Origin of the sequence: Bacteroides sp. (assembly GCA_036351255.1) — a bacterium.
GTDB lineage: Bacteria > Bacteroidota > Bacteroidia > Bacteroidales > UBA7960 > UBA7960.
Map to the genome: position 1 here is coordinate 23,328 of JAZBOS010000093.1, position 20,391 is coordinate 43,718.

The 20,391-nt window shown below is 48.6% G+C and carries 16 protein-coding genes; 10 read left to right on the top strand and 6 right to left on the bottom strand.

The window, feature by feature from the left end:
- The first annotated feature begins 822 nt into the window (after positions 1 to 822).
- From V2I46_08965 to V2I46_08990, 6 genes are all read left to right on the top strand, one after another.
- Positions 823 to 2,019: a glycine C-acetyltransferase gene (locus tag V2I46_08965; GenBank protein ID MEE4177627.1), complete on the top strand. Its 1,197-nt coding sequence runs from the start codon at positions 823 to 825 to the stop codon at positions 2,017 to 2,019.
- The gene (gene acpS / locus V2I46_08970) at positions 2,016 to 2,402 is read left to right on the top strand and encodes a holo-ACP synthase (protein ID MEE4177628.1); all 387 of its coding nucleotides are present in this window, start codon (positions 2,016 to 2,018) and stop codon (positions 2,400 to 2,402) included. The genes V2I46_08965 and acpS overlap by 4 nt, the downstream gene beginning before the upstream one ends.
- Positions 2,403 to 2,495: 93 nt before the next feature.
- The gene (gene acsA / locus V2I46_08975; protein ID MEE4177629.1) at positions 2,496 to 4,199 is read left to right on the top strand and encodes an acetate--CoA ligase; all 1,704 of its coding nucleotides are present in this window, start codon (positions 2,496 to 2,498) and stop codon (positions 4,197 to 4,199) included.
- 85 nt (positions 4,200 to 4,284) lie between these two features.
- Entirely contained in the window at positions 4,285 to 4,527 is a 243-nt protein-coding gene (locus tag V2I46_08980) for an acyl carrier protein (GenBank protein ID MEE4177630.1), read from the top strand.
- 8 nt (positions 4,528 to 4,535) lie between these two features.
- The gene (gene kbl, locus V2I46_08985; GenBank protein ID MEE4177631.1) at positions 4,536 to 5,783 is read left to right on the top strand and encodes a glycine C-acetyltransferase; all 1,248 of its coding nucleotides are present in this window, start codon (positions 4,536 to 4,538) and stop codon (positions 5,781 to 5,783) included.
- Positions 5,784 to 5,942: 159 nt separating this feature from the next.
- Positions 5,943 to 7,475: a serine hydrolase gene (locus V2I46_08990; GenBank protein MEE4177632.1), complete on the top strand. Its 1,533-nt coding sequence runs from the start codon at positions 5,943 to 5,945 to the stop codon at positions 7,473 to 7,475.
- A 10-nt stretch (positions 7,476 to 7,485) separates the two neighbouring features.
- Here the strand turns inward: V2I46_08990 and V2I46_08995 are convergent, their stop codons facing one another.
- Positions 7,486 to 9,033, bottom strand: coding sequence for a T9SS type A sorting domain-containing protein (locus tag V2I46_08995; GenBank protein ID MEE4177633.1), 1,548 nt, complete (start codon positions 9,031 to 9,033; stop codon positions 7,486 to 7,488).
- 168 nt (positions 9,034 to 9,201) lie between these two features.
- Here V2I46_08995 and pyk point away from each other — a divergent pair, with 168 nt between their 5' ends.
- Together pyk and mgtE are read left to right on the top strand one after the other, a co-directional pair.
- On the top strand, positions 9,202 to 10,623 hold the full coding sequence (gene pyk / locus V2I46_09000; GenBank protein MEE4177634.1) for a pyruvate kinase: 1,422 nt from the start codon (positions 9,202 to 9,204) through the stop codon (positions 10,621 to 10,623).
- Between the two features lie 50 nt (positions 10,624 to 10,673).
- On the top strand, positions 10,674 to 12,029 hold the full coding sequence (gene mgtE, locus V2I46_09005) for a magnesium transporter (GenBank protein MEE4177635.1): 1,356 nt from the start codon (positions 10,674 to 10,676) through the stop codon (positions 12,027 to 12,029).
- A 15-nt stretch (positions 12,030 to 12,044) separates the two neighbouring features.
- Here mgtE and gldD read toward each other — a convergent pair whose 3' ends face one another.
- Positions 12,045 to 12,617, bottom strand: coding sequence for a gliding motility lipoprotein GldD (gene gldD / locus V2I46_09010; protein ID MEE4177636.1), 573 nt, complete (start codon positions 12,615 to 12,617; stop codon positions 12,045 to 12,047).
- Between the two features lie 10 nt (positions 12,618 to 12,627).
- Positions 12,628 to 13,968 (bottom strand): gliding motility-associated protein GldE, encoded by a 1,341-nt coding sequence (gldE, locus tag V2I46_09015; GenBank protein ID MEE4177637.1) that lies wholly within the window; start codon positions 13,966 to 13,968, stop codon positions 12,628 to 12,630.
- A gap of 177 nt (positions 13,969 to 14,145) precedes the next feature.
- On the opposite strand from gldE, the gene V2I46_09020 reads away from it, so the two are divergent.
- Positions 14,146 to 16,599 (top strand): DUF5686 family protein, encoded by a 2,454-nt coding sequence (locus V2I46_09020; protein MEE4177638.1) that lies wholly within the window; start codon positions 14,146 to 14,148, stop codon positions 16,597 to 16,599.
- 141 nt (positions 16,600 to 16,740) lie between these two features.
- Here the strand turns inward: V2I46_09020 and V2I46_09025 are convergent, their stop codons facing one another.
- From V2I46_09025 to V2I46_09035, 3 genes are read right to left on the bottom strand one after another with little or no spacing between them, the layout of a single operon-like run.
- Positions 16,741 to 17,202, bottom strand: coding sequence for a 6-carboxytetrahydropterin synthase (locus V2I46_09025; GenBank protein ID MEE4177639.1), 462 nt, complete (start codon positions 17,200 to 17,202; stop codon positions 16,741 to 16,743).
- A gap of 21 nt (positions 17,203 to 17,223) precedes the next feature.
- Positions 17,224 to 17,664, bottom strand: a complete 441-nt coding sequence (locus V2I46_09030; protein ID MEE4177640.1) for a TonB family protein — start codon at positions 17,662 to 17,664, stop codon at positions 17,224 to 17,226.
- Positions 17,665 to 17,724: 60 nt separating this feature from the next.
- Positions 17,725 to 18,321, bottom strand: coding sequence for a hypothetical protein (locus tag V2I46_09035; protein MEE4177641.1), 597 nt, complete (start codon positions 18,319 to 18,321; stop codon positions 17,725 to 17,727).
- Positions 18,322 to 18,519: 198 nt separating this feature from the next.
- On the opposite strand from V2I46_09035, the gene V2I46_09040 reads away from it, so the two are divergent.
- Positions 18,520 to 20,169, top strand: coding sequence for a C69 family dipeptidase (locus V2I46_09040; protein MEE4177642.1), 1,650 nt, complete (start codon positions 18,520 to 18,522; stop codon positions 20,167 to 20,169).
- The last annotated feature ends 222 nt before the right edge of the window (positions 20,170 to 20,391 follow it).

A 20,391-nucleotide genomic window follows, 5' to 3' on the forward strand; every position in this document is an offset into this window, starting at 1 on the left:
TGAATCCCCTGACGCCAAAAAAAGCATTCAAAACAGGGGTGGAAAAGGACCTCTTCCGCAATATAACTGACTATAATCTTAAACGTAGATTAAACAAATCTTAAACGTATTTAAGACGTAGTTTAGACGTGTGTGTACGTTTGAACTACGTCTGAACTACGTGTTAACTACGTCTGAACTCTGATGCTAAACCGGATTTGAAAAGATTTTTATTCCCCCTTTTCGCCGAATCGGTTCTTCCTATTCCTTTGCTTCTTCAAAGGCAATTAAGGGATAGCCAGAAAAACAGGATCAGGGAATAAAAGAACCGGAAGGAACAGGGATGCTTTAGGAGAAAGGCGAAACGCTACCGGATGGGGCCAAAAATAATTTTGAATTTGGCGCTTTTAGCCCGGGTACGTTGCCCATTGGGCCTTCAACGCGCATTAACCATTCGAGCGATTCACAGGTCATTGCTTTTTCTTCCGCTGTCAGATGATGGGAGATATTTTCAGACGGATCAAGGGGCGGGTTTTGCAAACTGAAGTTCCAGATATAAAATTCAGAGGCCTGCCAGATCAGTGTTGCGGCTTATTCGGAAATGAAAGGACCTGGATTTCCCTGAATGGAAATGGCTGCGCAAGGTTACAGCCATACAATAAAAGCGAAGAGGGTAAAAAAGCCCTTCATCTTTTTGATCGTTTTCATGGTTAATTTTTTGGTTACCCTTTGCTGCAATCAAAAACTTTGCCTGTTTTGAACAAAATTCAGGTTTTTTGCCTGCCCCCTCCAAAGGATTTATTAATTTTGACCCGCTTTAAAATAAGGAAAATACACAAAATTATGTACGGCAAATTTCAGGAGCACCTCCAGCACCAACTTCAGGAAATTCGTGATGCTGGTTTATACAAAAGAGAAAGAGTTATAACAAGCCCCCAAGGGGTTGAAATAGAAACAAACGGCAAAAAAGTCCTGAATTTTTGTGCCAACAATTACCTTGGCTTATCCTCAGACCCCCGGGTTATGGCGGCGGCCAATTATACATTCTTTAAGTATGGTTATGGGATGTCCTCGGTCAGGTTCATTTGCGGAACGCAGAAAGTGCATAAGGATCTGGAAGCAAAACTCAGTGAGTTTCTGGGCATGGACGACACCATCCTTTTCTCCTCGGCCTTTGATGCCAACGGAGGGGTTTTCGAGCCCCTGCTCAGCGAGCAGGATGCCATTATCTCCGACGAACTGAATCACGCCTCCATTATTGATGGGGTTAGATTATGCAAAGCCAAGCGCTTCAGGTACAAGAATAACGACATGGAAGACCTTGAGGATGTGCTTCAGGACGCCCGTGAGGCCCGTTTTAAATTGATTGTCACCGATGGCGTTTTCTCGATGGATGGCATCATCGCCGATGTGGACAAAATTTGCGATCTGGCTGAAAAATATGATGCGCTGGTTATGGTCGATGATTCACACGCCACTGGTTTCGTTGGGAAAACAGGACGAGGAACCCATGAATATCGCAACGTAATGGATCGCGTAGATATCATTTGTACCACTTTTGGGAAGGCATTGGGAGGGGCTTCAGGGGGTTGCATTTCTGGTCGCCAGGAAATTATTGACTTGCTCAGACAAAGGGCACGCCCATACCTTTTCTCCAACTCTCTGGCGCCTTCTATTGCAGGAGCTACCCTGGAGGTGATAAACATGCTTTCAGAAACCACAGCCCTGCGGGATAAACTCTACGAAAACACTCAGCTTTTCCGCAAAGGAATGACAGAAGCCGGCTTCACCATTGTGCCAGGGGTACATTCCATTGTTCCTGTCCTTTTTGGCCATCTTCCAAACGATGCCAAGCTTTCGCAGCAATTTGCCGACGCCCTGCTTGAAGAAGGAGTCTATGTGATCGGATTCTATTTCCCTGTAGTACCCAGAGGCAAGTCAAGGATTCGTGTACAGTTAAGTGCTGCCCATAGTAAGGAACAGGTGGAATTTGCCATAGAGAAATTCATCAAGGTAGGAAAAAAATTAGGCGCCATTTGATATACGGCCTGGGCACTGATATCATTGAGGTTGACCGCGTAAGGAAAACCATGGAAGCCGACCCGGGCTTTCAGCATACGGTGTTTACTCCAGGTGAAATTCGCTATTGCGAATCAAAGGCCAATAAATACCAGCATTTTGCCGCGAGGTTTTGTGCAAAGGAAGCTTTCCTGAAAGCCCTCGGGAAAGGCATTAACACTGGCATTATTCTTACCGACATTGAGGTTTGCAACGAATCATCGGGCAAACCTTTTATTCAATTAACCGGAACTGCAAAAGATTTTTTCCGAAATTTTGGTTTCATAAAAATTCTTGTATCTTTATCGCACTTGAAAGATATGGCAAAGGCAGTTGTAATTATTGAGAAGGAGGACAGGGAATAAGAACTGACGAATAGAACACAAGGGATTGGCCCCTCCAGTTGCCTTTATCAATGCGCAAATTTCATAGGTTTCACCATATATCTGAAGAATACTATGACGCACATTGGATCTTACGAAGAAAGGTTAAAGAACTTCAACTGGAGCATTGCGGAAAAAGAATTGGAATACCAGCCGGGAAATGTGATTAACATCGGCTGGTATTGTTCTGACCGGATTTGTCAATTGGGGATGGCAGATAAGCCGGCCCTGATCTGGGAAGGGATGGGCGGCAAGGAAATAACCTTCACCTACAATGATGTTCGTCTCAACTCCAACACCATTGGTCATTTTCTGAGAAGCCTGGGTATTCAGCCCGAAGACAGGGTTTGCCTTTTCATGGATAAAATCCCTGAACTCTACCTGGGATTCCTCGGCATACTTAAGATCGGTGCCATTGCACAACCACTCTTTTCAGCCTTTGGCGATGAGTCTCTTTTTGTAAGGCTTGAAAACGCACAAACAAGGGCAATAATCACCCAGAAAAAGCATGCTCCGAAAGTCAGGAAGATCCTCGACAAAATGCCATTCCTGGAATACATCATAATCGTTGACCATGACCCGGCCAAGCCCCTTGGCCCCAGGGAGAAAAGTTTCAATCTTGACGAAACACAAAAAGTGGATAGCTTCGAAATCTACCCCACTTTGGCAGAATCGCCTTCAGTTTTGCATTACACCTCCGGAACTACAGGTCAGCCTAAGGGGGTTAAACATGTGCATTACTCTTTAATTTCACAATATCTTACCTCCAAGTGGGTCCTTGACCTGTGCGATGATGACATATACTGGTGCACAGCCGACCCGGGATGGGTCACCGGTACATCCTACGGAATTATCGGGGCTTTTAGCAATGGTGTTACCCAGTGTGTGCTCGATGCTGGTTTTTCGGCCGATGCGTGGTACCGGTTTATTGAGAAACACCGGATTACAATGTGGTATTCCGCCCCAACCGCCATCCGTTCCCTCATGAAAGCAGGGGGAGAGGTTGCAAACAAATATGACCTTTCATGCCTCCGCCATTTGGCATCAGTGGGAGAACCCCTGAATTCAGAAGCTGTCATCTGGTCTGAGAAAGTATTTGGGAAGCCTTTTTACGACACCTACTGGCAAACCGAGACTGGGTCGATCATGATCTCAAACTATCCAGGCATGAAGGTCAAACCAGGGTCTATGGGAAAGCCATTTCCCGGCATTGAAGCCACCGTTGTACACCCGGAAACTTACGAACCTCTCGCCGAGCCTGGTAAGGTTGGCCTTATCGCCATTAAACCGGGCTGGCCTGCCATGATGCGCACCTACTGGAGAAACGAGGAAGCCTTCCAGGGCAAATTCAGAAAAGGATGGTATCTTCCCGGCGACCGCTCAAGTATTGACAAAGAAGGGTATTTCTGGTTCGTTGGGCGGGATGATGATGTGATCAATACCGGTGGTCACCTGGTGAGCCCCTTTGAGGTGGAATCTGCCCTGCTTGAACATCCTGCCGTAGCTGAATCTGCTGTTGTAGCCAAACCTGACTTCTTGAATATGGAGGTGGTTAAAGCTTTTGTGACGCTTAAGCCAGGCCATACACCCAGCAAAGAACTCGACCTGGAGATTATGAACTTCGTCCGCAAAAAACTCTCACCTCTGGCCATGCCACAGGAGATCGAATTTGTGGAAACATTGCCCAAAACCCGGAGCGGCAAGATCATGCGCCGTATCCTTAAGGCCAAAGAGTGGGGAGAAGAAATTGGCGATACTTCAACCCTTGAAGATGATTAATAAATAAATGCCTGGGGAAAACCGGCACAACGATTTATTAAGCTCACCAAAACCTAATAACAATCAACCAAAAAGAGACTGAATTATGGAAGAAATGAAAGAAGTTGTAAGAGATTATGTAATACAGGAATACGTGGAAGACGACACGGAAGTCAACTTTGACACCCCACTGATTTCGGGAGGGATTGTTGATTCATTTTCCATGGTATCCCTTAAACGTTTTCTGGAAAATAAATACAAAATCTCCATTCCGGATGACAAGGCTACGCCTGAGGCATTCGACAGCGTAAATAAAATCGTTGACCTTGTAAATGAATTTCTAAAATAGGAGGCATTATGGCATATTCAGAAAAAACCAGGGCGATGTATGCCGAAGTCCTTGAAGGCATTAAAGAAGCCGGGCTTTTTAAGCAGGAACGTTTCATTCACTCTTCGCAGGCTGCCGACATTGAGGTTGAGTTTCCCGTGGGGGCCTCTCTTAAGAAAGTCATAAACATTTGCGCCAACAACTACCTGGGCATGTCAAGTCACCCTGAGGTTATCAAGGCGGCTCACGAAGGCCTCGATTCGCATGGCTACGGTATGTCATCGGTACGGTTTATTTGCGGCACCCAGGACATTCATAAACAATTGGAAGATATGGTTACCGAATTTCTGGGCACGGAAGACACCATTCTTTTCCCGTCATGCATGGACGCCAATGCTGGTGTGTTTGAGGCTCTGCTGACCAAGGATGATGTCATGATATCCGACCGGTTGGTGCATGCTTCCATTATTGATGGCATCCGGCTTTGCAGCGCTATGCACGATACTTTCAAGCATTCTGACATGGAGCACCTCGAAAGCAAGCTCCAACTTCACAACAACAGGCGACTGAAGGTTGTGATAACCGATGGTGTTTTCTCTATGGACGGCGACACTGCCAAGCTCGATGAGATGGTGGCCCTTTGCGAGAAATATGATGCCTTGCTATTGGTGGATGACTCGCATGCCAGCGGTTTTATTGGAAAGACTGGCCGCGGCACCCACGAGCAGTATGGGGTGATGGGTAAGATTGACATCATTACCACCACCTTTGGCAAGGGCCTTGGAGGAGCATCCGGGGGTTGTGTATCAGGTCGAAAGGAACTGGTGGAATTGTGCCGTCAGAGAGCCCGGCCATACCTGTTCTCAAATACCATTGCCCCTCCCATTGTGGCAGGAGTTATTAAAGTGCTTGAAATTCTGTCTGCTTCTACTGACCGCCGTGATAAGCTGGAGAGCAACACTTCCTTCTGGCGCAATGGCTTATGTGAAGCTGGGTTTATATTGAAACAAGGTGACACCCCTATTGTGCCTGTTATGCTCTTTAATGCAAAATTGGCACAAGATTTCTCACGCGACTTGTTTGAAGAAGGCATTTATGCTATCGGCTTCTTCTTTCCTGTTGTACCCCAAAGCCAGGCAAGAATCAGAACCCAAATATCGGCCGGACACGAAATGCACCACCTTGAAAAAGCCCTGGAGGCTTTCAAAAAAGTGGGTAAGAAATACAACATCCTTGGCAAATCAAAGCAAGAGATTATAGACATGTATGGCATTTAGCGAGCCATTTTAAGCTGGAACCGTCCTGATTTATTAATCAGGGCGGTTTTTTTTATCTTCCCATGACAAACATGAAGTAATATCAACCTCATTAAACATTTTTTGTTATTATTGCTGCCAGTTATCAAATTGAAATAACCCTCATTTTCTAAATACAACATGAGAAAAGCCTTCTTACTCCTGACTGCCATTTTGGTCATCGCAATTAATTCCTTTGCAACACCCCCTGAAGTCCTCCTTGAAAAACTTGATGCCTATTATGAGCAGGTTCTCACCGACTGGGATATGCCCGGCATGGCTGTTGGGATTGTGAAGGATGGCGAGTTGATCTTCAGTAAAGGTTATGGGGCAATGGAGGTTGGAAAGCACGGCACCCCTGATGAGAACACCCTGTATGCCATTGCCTCGAACACCAAGGCTTTTACGGCAACCATGCTGGCTATACTGGTGCAGGAGGGAAAAATCAAATGGAACGATAAGGTCCAGCAATATCTTCCCTGGTTTGAGGTGTACGATCCATGGGTCAGCCGGGAGGCCAATATCCGCGACCTGATGAGCCACCGCATCGGGCTGGGCACGTTCAGCGGGGATGTGGTTTGGTATAAATCAGACCTGAGCACCGAAGAGATCGTCAGGTCAGCAGCACACCTGCCGCAAGCCTTTGGCTTCCGCAATGGGTATGGCTATTCAAACCTGATGTACATGGCGGCTGGACTGGTCATTGAGGAGGTAACCGGAAAGAGCTGGGCAGAAAATGTCAGGGAACGTATTCTAGAGCCCCTGGGGATGAGCCGCACCATTGTGGGAACTGCAGAACTTACCTCAAAAGGAAATTTCGCCACCCCTCACTCCTTGGTTGATGGACAAAACGTCCCCATCAAGTGGGAAGACTGGACCCAGGTGGCTGCAATGGGCGGGCTGAACTCAAGCATAAAAGACATGGCCCAGTGGATGATCTTTAACTTGAACCTGGGCATCTGGGGCGAGGACACTCTGCTGCCCCCCTCTGGCTTTAACATGCTTTGGACGGCCCACAGCAATTTTGTGGTGAATCGCACCCAGCGGCAGGACTTTAACCGCCACTTCAACAGCTATGGGCTGGGCTGGGGACTGAGCGACTATCATGGCCGTTTAAGCGTTGGGCATACCGGGGGATATGATGGGATGCTGTCGGAAGTACGGCTTATCCCCGAAGAAAAACTTGGGGTTGTGGTGCTGACCAATGGCATCAAGAGCCTGATGACAGCCATCACCAATTACACCCTTGAGATGATGCTGGGGCAGGAACCACGCGACTGGTCAGCCGAATTACTTGCAAGAGCAGAACGCAGGCCGGTTGAAGACCCCCGAATCACCACCATCAAAGAGGCACGGGTGTTGAATACCCAGCCCACCCTTGAAGCGGAGGCGTTTACGGGAACATATCAATCTGCCATTTATGGAAACATTTTCATAAAACAGGAAAACGACAGGCTGCGACTGGAATTTGAGCGCTCACCCGAACTCTCGGCCACCCTCAGCCACTGGCATTACGACACCTGGAAGATCGATTGGGACAACATTCACGCCTGGTTTGACTTCGGCGTGCTTAAGTTTAACGCTGATAACAAACAAAGAGTAATCAGCATGGACTTTGAGGTGCCCAATGGCGATATTTTCTTTGAGGAACTGAAACCCGTTAAAGTAAAATAAAACCCGGAAGTCAGGGAGTTAGGATTTCCTCTCTCCAGACACCCTCAGGAGATTCAAGCAAAATCATGTATATCCCGGAGGGCCAACCGCTGGTGTAAACACGAATCTGTCCTGACCCTTCCGGCTGAAGTTCCTGATTCAGCATTATGACACCCAGGGCATTGATAATTCTCAGCTTGGCCTTTCCAGGATAATCCGGAAGATTAATATTAAAGTAACCATTTACCGCAGGATTGGGATACGTTGACAATCCCGGGGTTCTGACTGAAGGAGCACCAACGTCCGACCCGGGATAAAGCAAAACGACCTGGTCCACATGCTCGTCAATCACTGTCACTATTCCTTCTTCAGAAAGGAAGCCATCACGGCTCACCATGAAATCAAGTTCCGAACCCCCTTCAATATCAACAAATAAGGCGACTCCTGTTGCGTTGGTATATTGTGCTTCCTGCCCTTCCAGTTCTACTTTTGCACCCTGAACTGGAGCCTCGGTAATGCCATGTTTTATGGTAAACCGCAGCTGATAAAATCCGCCATCAAGGGCTTCAAACAGAACCCCGTCCATCACATACCAGTTTTGCCACTCCCCTCCACTGGCGGCTTGCCAGTCGGTCAGGTCAAAGCTATTGTTTCCCTCCGGGTTACCCAATATTTTATAAACCGAGAGCGCCTGCCCGTCATGGTTCCACGTAAGCGGAATCGAAGCTTCACATGATTCAGGAACTTCTCCATTCACTTTCAAAAAATAGGCATAATCCTCATAAGCAGGGTTTCCGAAAACCCGGGCCATGCCATCTTCATTTACTCCTACCGCAGTGTATTCATTTATGCCAATGCCTTTGGCATCCATATCCCAATCCATCACCATCCTGGCCATAAAGACTACGTGCCTTCCCTTGCGGTCCTCATCATCACCCTGTATCCGGTTATAATGTGAGTCGGTGACCACTTCCTCCAGGAAGGGGATATGAAGAAAATCATTGTCAAGGGTAACTCTGAAGTGGTAAGGGTCATTTAATGCTTCTGAAGACCAGACGGTATTATTCTCGGCCGTATAAGCTACCTCCCCAAGTACTGCAAGTCCTGCGCTGGTGCCACCTATCGTAACGCCCTTATCGTTCACCAGGTAATGAATGGCATCCTCCACCAAGGTGTTTTTCCAGAAATTGACATAATCCCATTGATTACCCCCTGCAATAAACAATGCTTCTGCCTTGATCATTGCATCATAAACCACCTGCTGGTCAGCTGATGCCTGGCTGGCAATTACAATTGAAGTAACCGAGTTCACCGCCACATCCAAACCCGAATACAGGTAATTGTTATAGCCATCGCTTCCTGTTGCCCTGATTACCACAATATCTCCCCCATCGGCCCTTTGAAGAAACCAGCGCATGGCATCATCATTATCGGTGGCACCCCCAGCCAGTAAGATCCCGGACAGCGGATTGGTTATTGCATCCACCGTAGAACCAGTATTATAGAATGTCTGGGCATACAGATTCATGGAAAGGAGACAGGCAGTTATGATGGTGAAAAGGGCTTGCAGTCCTCGCATAGTTCTATTTTTCTACTAAAATAGGCTATTTTTAAAAATTTTTAAAAATTTTTCCAGGAAAACAATTTGAACAATCGGGGCAATGACTCGCAAAAGTTCAATTAAGTTGTTTTGGTTAAGTGTCAAGTAAAAGCAAAAACTTAAATTTGTTTTCTCAAAACCCCAGCCATGGAAAAACTGACCAAGATTGTTGCCACCATTTCAGACAAGCGCTGTGACACTGAATTTATCAGGCAGTTGCATGATGCGGGCATGGACGTAGTACGCATTAACACGGCACACCAGACACCAGAACAAGCCCTTGGGTTGATTGAAAATGTTAGAAAAGTTTCCTCACGGATTCCTTTTCTGCTTGATACCAAAGGACCAGAAATAAGAACCAATGCCTCACCATCCGACTTGGTGGTGGCCAGGGATCAGTTAATCATGGTCAAGGGAAGAAAGGGAGTCCCTTCCGATGACCTTTGCCTTTACCTGGATTTTGAAGGCATCGTTGACCATCTGGATGTGGGTAACCGCATCATGATCGACGACGGGGAGATTGAGTTGAAAGTGGTTGAAAAACACGCTGCCCACCTTTTATGCAAGGTTTGCAACTCAGGCGTAATTAAGGGCCGGAAAAGCGTTAATCTTCCCGGAATCAGAATCGATCTCCCTTCGCTCACCCCAAAGGATATTGAATTCATTGCGTTCGGAATAAAAAACAACATTGACTTCATTGCTCATTCCTTTGTGAGGAGTAAGCAGGATGTGCTGGACATCCAGAAGATCCTTGATGAGCACAACAGCCCTATCAAAATCATTGCCAAGATCGAGAATCAGCAGGGAGTGGATAACATTGATGAGATCCTTGTGCACGTGTATGGCATTATGGTGGCCCGTGGAGATCTGGCCATCGAGGTGCCTGCCGAGCGCATCCCCGTAATACAGGCATTGCTGATCAAGAAATGTATCCGTCAAAAAAAGGCTGTAATCATTGCCACGCAGATGCTCCACTCCATGATTACCAACCCCAGGCCTACCCGCGCCGAGGTCAGCGACATTGCTACTGCCATCTTCTCGGGTACCGATGCAGTAATGCTTAGCGGCGAAACAGCCTATGGCAAATACCCCTTGGAGTCGGTACAGATCATGACCCGCACCGCCCGCGAAACGGAAAAAAACAAACCTTTCCTGATGGAAGGCAAGGTTATGCCCCACGACAATGAAATTTCCGTTTTCCTTTCAAAAACTGCGGTACGCTCCATACAAAAACTCAACACGAAAGCGATTATCACTGATACCGATACCGGCAAAACAGCCCGCTACCTCTCGGCATTCAGGGGGAAGACCCCCATTTACGCTCAGTGTTACGATCACCGGGTGGTACGTGAGTTGGCCCTTAACTATGGCGTGTATGCCAACTTCCTGGATGTGGAAACCTCAAAGAAGGAATTTACAAATGTAACCCTTACCCGCCTGATCAGCAAGGAAGAGATCAGTCCAGAAGACCTCATTGTGGTCATGGCAGGAAACTTCGGAAAAAAATCCGGGCCAAGTTATGTCGAAATAAGCACGGCCCAAAACATGCTTTCTACGGAAAAACCATAATAGAAGGCAAGCAATAAATTTAAGGTCACTGATTATAAAACAGGCGTCCCATGAGCATCAAAATAAAAGACATAACAATCGACAGCATCCGCGATGCCATTCAGGAACAGCACGACGAATTCCTCATAGAGATGATCAACGAACTCTACGCGGCCGACATTGCTGAGGTGATGGACGAGTTGAATCTGGAGGAAGCCAAATACCTGTACACCCTGCTGGAAAAGGAAGAAGCTGCCGATGTACTGATGGAACTGGAGGACGATGTCCGTGAGCGTTTCCTGGCCTCTTTTTCAACCCAGGAAATCGCCCATGATTTCATCGACAACCTTGATTCTGATGATGCTGCCGACCTGATCAACGAACTTCCCGATACGATGCGGGGGGAGATCCTGGCTCATATAGAAGACCGCCAGCAAGCCCAGGACATTGCCGACCTGCTGATCTACCCCACCAACAGCGCTGGGGGTCTCATGGGAAAAGAGCTGGTGAAAGTACATTCCAGCTGGCATGTGGTCACCTGCATCCGCGAAATGCGGCGTCAGGCCGAAGAGGTCGAAAATGTTTATACCGTTTATGTGGTCGATGATGATGAAAAGCTGGTTGGCCTCCTTTCCCTCGAGAAACTTCTCATCGCCTCTCCGCGCGATAAGATCGAGACCCTTTACGATCCTGATGTGATCTCGGTGAAAGCCTCCCAGAAAGGGGAGGAAGTGGCACAGATCATGAACAAATACGACCTGGTGGTTTTGCCCGTGATTGATGAGCTGGGCAGGCTGATCGGGCGTATCACCATTGACGACGTGGTCGACTTTATTAAGGAAGAAGCTGAGCGTGACTACCAGTTATTGTCGGGTATTTCCCAGGACATTGAATCAACCGATAAAATCTGGGAGATCACCCAGGGACGTTTGTTTTGGCTGGTAGTGGCTTTGTTTGGTGGTATTATTGGTTCGCGCGTCATTGCTAATTACGAAGACCAGATCAGCATCAATCCAGAACTCGCTTTTTTCATGCCTTTGATTGCCGCCATGGGCGGAAATGTAGGCATACAAGCCTCTGCTCTGATCGTTCAGGGACTGGCAAATCACACTTTGTCGGGAGGCATTTTGCCCAAATTGCTGAAAGAGCTTTCCGTGGGACTTATCAATGGATTGGTATGCTCGGCAATCCTGATGGTTTACAGCTATTTCTTTGCCCCTTCCCTGGCACTGGGCCTTACGGTGAGCGTGGCTTTGATGACAGTTATCCTTTTTGCCTCTGTTTTTGGGTCCTTTGTTCCCCTGGTCCTCGACAAGATGAAGATTGACCCTGCCCTTGCCACAGGACCCTTTATTACAACATCCAATGACATCATCGGCCTGTTCATATACTTTTTGATCGGCCGCCTGATGTACGGATTGTTCTGATTCTTTTTTACAGGTTTATTTCCACTGAAGGCTACCAATCAGGTGCCTGATATCTTCTTCCAGGAAATCAATAACCGGGGCCAGTGAGTCGTTATTGGGCGTTACGCCGAAATACAGTGCCCCGCGCAGGAAATGGTCCAAACTATCGGTCACGTAAAACTGCAGGGCAGAGGCAGCCTCATTGCCCTTGATTTCGTATAGCACGCCGTAAACCTTCCGCTGATCGTCATGAATCAGCTCCTCACTGATGGCCGTGGCCTTGGGGATATGCTTCTGGGCAAAACTTCGGGCATCTTCAAAATATTGCACAAGATCTGCACGGTTACCGACCTGCTTATAGCTGATATGAACCGTTCCCCTGAAATCGGGAAACTCAAGATTTCCCCAGTAAGGCTCCGATGAAGAACGCTGATCGGGAACGAATGTACCATAAACCGGGTATTCAAATGAATAGGGGAAGGTGCTGTCGAACCGTACATATTCCTTTTCAGGAAAGTCTATGCGGAAGAAACCACGCGGCTTTGGGCTATAACTTCCCTGGCAGGCAAACAAAAACAGCAAGGGAAGGATCAACAAGATTTTTTTCATAGAATTGAGGTTATTCGCGGCTTTCAGGCAGAATGGCCACTTTAATGCGTTTAATCCGGCGGTTATCCACCCCTTCCACCAGAAACTCAAAGTTACGAAAATGGACCTTTTCGCCCTTAAAAGGCAACTCCTGTTTAATCTCAAGAAGCAAACCGGCCAGTGTGTCGGCCTCCCCTTTCACCTCGGCAAAGATATCGTAATTGGCCCCGGTGATCTTACAAAAGTCTTTCAGCAAGGTTCTCCCTTCAAAGACATAGGTGTTGGAATCGAGTTTCGAATAGATACCTTCATCAATATCAAACTCATCATTGATCTCTCCGACTATTTCTTCCAGGATGTCTTCAAGGGTTACGATGCCTGAGGTCCCGCCATATTCGTCGACCACCACCGCCATGTGGATCTTTTTTTCCTGGAACTCCCGCAACAGGTCGCTGATCTTTTTACTCTCGGGCACGAAGAAACAGGGGCGCACCAGTTTGGTCCAGTCAAATTCATCGCCTTTCTCAAGATACGGCAACAAGTCCTTGATATAAAGGATACCTTCCACATTGTCAAAACTATCGCGATAAACCGGGATACGGCTGTAACCCGCATCCAGAATAACGGGGAGCAGTTGAGAGAATGTTAGTGTAACCTCCACAGCCACCACGTCCAAACGTGAGCGCATGATCTCGCGCGCGTCAATATTTCCAAAACTCACAATGCCACGAAGGATCTTTTTATCCTCCTCGCTGGTGGTATTGTCGGCTGTGATCTCCAGGGCGTGCGACAGGTCGTCCATGCTGATATTTGACCGTTTTTTGCCCAGTCGTTCATCAATAAGGCGGGTCGAACGCACCAGCAGGGAACTCAGGGGCCAGAAGATCTTCCGTACAAAGATCAACGGGGTAGACATAAAAGAGGCAAACTTCACCGGATGTTGCCCGGAATAAACCTTTGGCATCACCTCCCCAAAAAGCAGGAGGATAAAGGTTATCAGGATGACCTGCACCAGGAAACCAAGAACGGGACTCGCTTCAAAACTGAAAAGCTCCCGGAAAACCATGGTTGAGATCAGAATAATGGCAATATTGATCACATTGTTAGCAATCAGGATGGTGGCCAGCAAGCGCTTGGGCTTCTCCAGCAAGGTGATGATGTTATTACAGGCGGCGGTCTTTTTTTTCCGGATATCTTTAACATGGCTGTGGGTCAACGAAAAGAAAGCCACCTCAGAACCGGAGACCATTGCCGAAAAGATCAGCAAAACAATGATGGCGGCTATGCCCAGGATCGCATTGGCCGGGATGGTATCAATAAATAAAAGCAGAGGCGGGATACAGCAAGAATAAGGGTCAGGTGAATCTTCCAAGGTTGTTCAAAAACTTTGTTTCAGTGCAAAATTAATACATTTTTTCGCATCCTTTCCAAATTTATTAACCCACTGTATCTCAGGCATAGTCGGTAAGGGCTTGAAACCCGCGGGCTGAACCTGATTTTGACTAAATTTGCACAAACCAATTCAGCTACTCTGCAAGCCTTTACCACCTTGAAAACACGCGTATTTTTGAAGTCCGGCACAGGTATTTTTCTGCTGGCCTGCTTTCTGTTCTTTTCTAAACCATTGCTTGCAGAGCCCTATTCGATCACTGGACGGGTGGTTGACCGGGAAACCTACGAACCCCTGGCTTTTGTCAACATCATCATTGAAGGCACCCGCAATGGTGGGGTCACTGATATCGACGGGTTTTTCAGCCTGACTCACGACAGTCCCATTGAAAGGATCATCCTTTCCTACGTAGGGTATCATCAGCAGGTCTTTGTGGTGGACTCCACCCGGGAACTACAGTGGGTGGAGATGCAACGTAAGGCCATTGAGCTGACCGTGGTGGATGTATACCCCGGAGAAAACCCTGCTCACCGCATCATTGAAAATGCCATCCTTTTCCGCCAGCGCAACAACCCCGAGAAACTGGGCTCATTTTCCTATGAGTCGTACAACAAGTTTATCTTCACCGGTGAATTCGATGCTGAGCAAACGGTAACAACGAATCCTGCCCTGGCCGATTCTGTTTCCGGGAGGCTTGAACGCTATCTTGACGAGCGTCACCTGATGATCATGGAAACCGTAACTGAAAGGCGTTTCCGCTACCCAAACCGCAACAACGAAACAGTGATCGCTTCCCGTATATCGGGTTTCGAAAACCCGGTGCTGGCGCTGATGGCCACCCAATTCCAGTCTTTCTCATTCTATGAAAATTACATCACCATTTCCGGCAAAGACTACCTGAGTCCCCTCAGCCCCGGAAGCACCAACCGCTATTTCTTTTTGCTGGAAGACACCACCTATACCGCTGCCGATACTGTGTTCATCATCTCGTACCGGCCTGGCAGAGGCAGAAATTTTGAAGGGCTGAGCGGGGTGCTTTACATCAACACCAACGGCTGGGCCGTGCAGAATGTCATCGCTGAGCCCGCCAGCCAAGCAGAGAACTCCAGGGTCAGGATCCAGCAGATGTACGAACTGATTGACGGCCGGCAATGGTTCCCCACACAGCTCAATACCGATGTGGAGATCGTTAACGTACCCAACATCAACCACTTTAAATTGCTCGGGCTGGGGCGCACCTACCTGCGCAACATCGTCCTCGAGCCGCCCCTGCGACGAAGGGATTTCTCATCCTTTGCCGTTGAATTCTCTCCTTCCACCATCGTCCGGGACCCGGAGTTCTGGAAAGCCTACCGCACCGACAGTCTCAGCCTGCTCGAGGAAAACACCTATCAATACCTCGACAGCATCGGGAGCGTACAAAACCTTGACCGCCGCCTCGACCGCCTTGAGGCCCTCTTTGGGGGGGCCATCCGCACCGGCCTGATCGACATCGAGGTGAAACACCTGCTGGGCTACAACGACCAGGAGGGCTGGCGACCAGGTTTCGGATTTCGCACCAACAACAACCTTTCCAGGCATTTTGCCCTGCACGGAAATATCGGTTATGGGCTCAAGAGTGAAACTTTTCGCTATGGTTATGGGGGGGAGGTGTTGCTTGACCGCCTGTCGGACCTGCGCATGGGCTATGATTTTTACTGGGATTTCATTGAGCGTGGAGGCTCACGCTTTCTGGAAAGCACCTCCCTGCTCAACCCCTATTCGATTCGGTCCTATTTTCTGCGCGATATGGATATGCTCCGGCGCCACCGTCTTTGGGTTGGATGGAGAACCCTCCGCAACAAACTCACCCTGCGCGCATATGCCTCTGATGAAGATCAGATAACCAATCCGGCCTACCATTTTGCCCCGCAGGAACTCAGTGAAGGACTACCGGCCAACCGTTTTCGCTTTTTTGAAACAGGGCTGATGATGCGCCTGGCATTGGGCGAGCAGTATGTGCTTACCCCTACCCGCATCATGGCCTTCGGCACCAATCTCCCTATCGCCTTAATTAACCTCTCACGGGGATGGGACCAGGTTTACAAAGGCCGTTTCGACTATTGGCGCGCAGAATTGAAACTAGAAAAACGTTTTCATATCAAACTGGCAGGCTCACAGCAATGGGTGCTTGAGGCCGGCTATGTCGACGGGCAGGTGCCATGGCCTAAACTATTTACCGGCAAAGCCAGCTACCGCCGCTTTGCCGTAACCGCCCCACAGAGTTTTGCCACCATGCGGATGTCCGAATTTGTTTCCGACCGTTATGTGAACCTGTTCTTCTACCACAATTTTGAGACCCTGCTCATAAACAGGCCCAAATTTGCGCCAGGCATTGTGTTGCTGACCAATATTGGTTTTGGTTCCCTTCAGCACCCTGAATGGCAAAAGGGCTATGAGATCAGAACCATGGAAAAAGGCTATTTCGAATCTGGGCTGGCCCTTACTGATCTTATCGGTTCAGGCTTCACCAGCCTCGGCCTTGAATTTATGTACCGTTACGGGCCTTATGCCTTCCCAAAGTTTAAGGACAACTTTTCACTGCGATTGAGCTACTCCATTATGTTCCGCTAAAAGGAGCATGGGGCTAGGGGCATGGAGACAGGGGCGGGGGCCAAAGGGGCATGGAGAAGAATATTGCTGATCAGGGTGCTCAGAAATAATTTCCACAACAACTTGACAACCCGACACCCATGACAACAACGACAACACTTATCATTTTTCATTTTCTTCTGTCAGCCACTCAGCATACGAAGTAGCCGTTTCGTGAAGGCGAAGGGAATGCAGGCTGACATGAGCAGGCAGCAAGGCTTTGAGCCGTGCGGCAAAGTCGATGATCATATTTTCGCAGGTGGGTTGATAGGGCAAAGCCACCACGCGGCCAAACATCTGGCTGGCTTCGGCCAGATCTTTGTGCGGGGTATTGGCATTCACCATAAGGGAATGGTCCAGCTGGCCAATGATGGCATCCTTGACAATTTTCTTCAGCTGGGAAAAGTCCATGACCATCCCGAATTTGGGGTCTTCGGGATCGCTGACCGGGCTTCCCTTGATGGTGACGTAAAGAATGTAACTATGGCCGTGAATATTCTTGCACAGCCCGTCGTAATTCCAGAGCGCGTGAGCTGCTTCAAAGCGAAACTCCTTAGTGATGCGTATAACAGATACTTTTCCCATGTAATATTCAGGTGCTGAAGGTTAAAGTTTAATGGTGTAGGTATAGGTTTGAGGCTTTTTTTCTTCTGCCTGTTTTTCGGCTGAAGGTTTATGGGTTTTAGGCTTTTCGGCGTAAACCATTTTCATCTTTGGGGCCTTGGTTTTCTTGGGCAGGCGGAAGGGAATCTTCATCCGGCTGTTGCTGGTAACCCTGACCCCGCGGTTCTTCACCCCCTCATATTGCAGCATGCCCACCAGGCGCAGGGCTTCCTCATCGCAGCCGTATCCGATGCCATGTTCCACCACCGCCTGAAACACTTCACCCTTGTCGTTGACCTTATACTTGACAACGACATCGCCTTCAATGCCCTTTTCCAGTGCTTCTTTCGGATACCGCTGGTTCTCCTTGAAAAATTGCCGCAACTTTTCCTTGCCTCCATCCAGGTGAGGTAACTTCAGGAATTTCTTTTTCGATTTTTCCATCCCATTAAAATTACAAAAAATAAAAACAGCAGAGCAGGCTCCCTTCAACGCCCCTCCCGATTATTCCTGTTGGATTGGTTGGGTCAGGTCAAAGGCAGCTTCAAAGCGAAGCACCCCATCGCGGGTGAGCTTATAGGTAAAGCTTGAAAAGTCCTCTGCAATCTCAACGATCCACTCATTGTTGCAGGCATAGGGAATTAACTGGCAGGTATAATCGTCGGCAGGGAAGTGCTGGACAAAAGCCGTCCCTTCCCGGGTGGCATACCCCCCGTAAAGGGTCACTTCATCGGGCGTTCCGTCCTCGTGCCGGTGATCGTGGCGGAAACGAAGCTTTCCCTCCTCCACCACGAACATCCAGGTGCGCGAATGGTCCTCCGACAGATGGAAGGGGATCAGGATCCTGTCGTCACCACACTCGGTCACATGCATCACAAAATCGAGATGGGCCCAACTTTCATTCTCTTCAATCATAAACACCTCACGACCGGCAAATGACTGCCCGCAAAGCTTGTAAAGATTATTGAAAAAGGCCTGCTGGTTGGCATCCTCAAGCAGGGCCAGAGGCAGAGTTTCTTCGGTTTCTTTTGTTTGTTGCCTCGGCCCGCAGGCTGCAAACCCAAACACAAGGATCAGGAAAAACAAGGAGTGTCTCTTCATTATTTTTGTTTTAAAAGGATAAATTAACAAACAGGTAATACGAATGCAACAGTTCTTTTTGCAAATATAGCAAATCGGCCCGGATGCCTTTCTGTTTTCACAACTAACAGTCAATGTTTGTATTACAAAATTTCACCAAGGTTCGGGAATTCTATTATTTTTGTACGCTAAACAACCAAACCATAACCATTATTTTATATGAAAAGAACCCAAATCCTTACTGTTATCCTGAGTTTAGTAATGCTTTTCGGCGCGGTACAATTGGCCAATGCCTGTACCAACGTGCTGGTATCGCGCGGTGCAAGTGCTGACGGCAGTGTCATGATCAGTTACCTGGCCGATTCGGGCGGTTTTATGGACCCCCTGTATTTCAGCCCGGCCAAAGATCACGCACCCGGCGATTCCATTGACATTTACGAATGGGATACCGGCGATTTCCTGGGAAGCATCCCCCAGGTGGCTCATACCTACCGCGTGATCGGCAATATGAACGAACACCAGGTGGCCATAGGCGAAACCACTTTTACCGGCCGCCGCGAACTGAGCACCCCCAACGGCATCCTCGACTACGGCAGCCTGATGTACCTGGCCCTGCAGCGTGCCTCTACTGCCCGCGAAGCCATTAAGATCATCACCGACCTGATCGACCAGTATGGCTACGCCAGCACCGGCGAATCGTTCTCGGTGGCCGACAAGGACGAGGTCTGGCTGTTTGAACTCATCGGCAAGGGCGAGCACGGCCAAGGCGCTGTATGGGTAGCTGCCCGCGTCCCCGATGGCTATGTCACAGCCCACGCCAACACCGCCCGCATCCGCCAGATCGATTTCAACGACACCGAAAACTGGATGTGGAGCGATGACGTTGTTGACTTTGCCCGCGAAATGGAATGGTTTGACGGTCGCGACCGCGACTTCAGCTTCGCCGACACCTATGCCCCTGCCAGCTGCTATTCCAGACTGCTTTGCGAAGGCCGTGTATGGAGTGTTTACCGCAGGGTAAGCCCATCGGCCAACTTCTCCGATGATTTCTGGCGCTGCGTTGAAGAGGCCGATCCCTATCCCCTCTTCATCAAGCCCGACAAAAAGATCAGCAACCAGGACATGATGGCCCTGGTGCGCGACCATTTCCAGGATACGCCCTACGACATGACCAAAGGCGCTGCGGCAGGCCCCCATGGATTGCCCTATCGCTGGCGCCCCCTGGGCTTCCAGCTCGAAGGCGATGACAAACAGTATGCCTACGAAAGGCCCATCTCACAGCAGCAAACCGCCTTCTCCTTCGTGGCCCAGTCGCGCAACTGGCTGCCGGATGAAATCGGTGGCATCTTCTGGTATGGCGTCGACGATACTTATTCAACCTGCTATATGCCCCTCTATATGGGAATGGAAAAAGCACCCGTAAGCCTCACCACCGGAACCATCAGGGAGTTTGACTGGAACTCGGCGTTCTGGGTGTTTAACCTGGTGGCCAACTATGCCTATGGCCTTTATGAACCCATTATTGGCGACATCCAGAAGGTACAGAAGACACTCGAAGACCGCTCGGTGGCCATGACCAAAGCCGTTGACCAGGCCGCTATCTTCCTGGGCAAGGACAGCCCCGAACTGCTCAACAGCTATCTCACCGATTTCTCGGTCAGCAATGCCGAATACGTAGTGGAACGCTGGCGCGAACTGGGGCATTACATCTTTGCCAAGTACAACGACCGCTACATCCACGAATACGAGGATGGCAAACAAAGTGTTCGCGGCGTGGGTTATGATGAAGACTTCAATCGCAGGGCCGTGGAAGAACGCCCTGGCTACTATGAAGTCAGGTGGCGCAAACCCGGCGAAGCCACAAAATAATTTCTTTTGGAAATCCTTCCATAAGAGGCGGCCCCAAACCAGGGACCGCCTCTTTTTTTGCACACCTTTTTCTTTCCTATTTTACACAAAGAAGACAAAAATTGCTTTACATTCAACATGAAAGACCTATTTTACTCATAATCAATATTATAAGCATATAATTTATATTAAAACGCAGGAACCAGGTTCTGACCACGCTCATAGTTAATACGGAGTTTATTC

Coding starts and splice junctions, on each gene's coding strand:
- V2I46_08965 (MEE4177627.1), top strand. CDS start 823: ATGTACGGCAAATTTCAGGAGCACCTCCAGCACCAACTTCAGGAAATT.
- acsA (MEE4177629.1), top strand. CDS start 2,496: ATGACGCACATTGGATCTTACGAAGAAAGGTTAAAGAACTTCAACTGG.
- V2I46_08980 (MEE4177630.1), top strand. CDS start 4,285: ATGGAAGAAATGAAAGAAGTTGTAAGAGATTATGTAATACAGGAATAC.
- kbl (MEE4177631.1), top strand. CDS start 4,536: ATGGCATATTCAGAAAAAACCAGGGCGATGTATGCCGAAGTCCTTGAA.
- V2I46_08990 (MEE4177632.1), top strand. CDS start 5,943: ATGAGAAAAGCCTTCTTACTCCTGACTGCCATTTTGGTCATCGCAATT.
- V2I46_08995 (MEE4177633.1), bottom strand. CDS start 9,033: ATGCGAGGACTGCAAGCCCTTTTCACCATCATAACTGCCTGTCTCCTT.
- pyk (MEE4177634.1), top strand. CDS start 9,202: ATGGAAAAACTGACCAAGATTGTTGCCACCATTTCAGACAAGCGCTGT.
- mgtE (MEE4177635.1), top strand. CDS start 10,674: ATGAGCATCAAAATAAAAGACATAACAATCGACAGCATCCGCGATGCC.
- gldD (MEE4177636.1), bottom strand. CDS start 12,617: ATGAAAAAAATCTTGTTGATCCTTCCCTTGCTGTTTTTGTTTGCCTGC.
- V2I46_09025 (MEE4177639.1), bottom strand. CDS start 17,202: ATGGGAAAAGTATCTGTTATACGCATCACTAAGGAGTTTCGCTTTGAA.
- V2I46_09030 (MEE4177640.1), bottom strand. CDS start 17,664: ATGGAAAAATCGAAAAAGAAATTCCTGAAGTTACCTCACCTGGATGGA.
- V2I46_09035 (MEE4177641.1), bottom strand. CDS start 18,321: ATGAAGAGACACTCCTTGTTTTTCCTGATCCTTGTGTTTGGGTTTGCA.
- V2I46_09040 (MEE4177642.1), top strand. CDS start 18,520: ATGAAAAGAACCCAAATCCTTACTGTTATCCTGAGTTTAGTAATGCTT.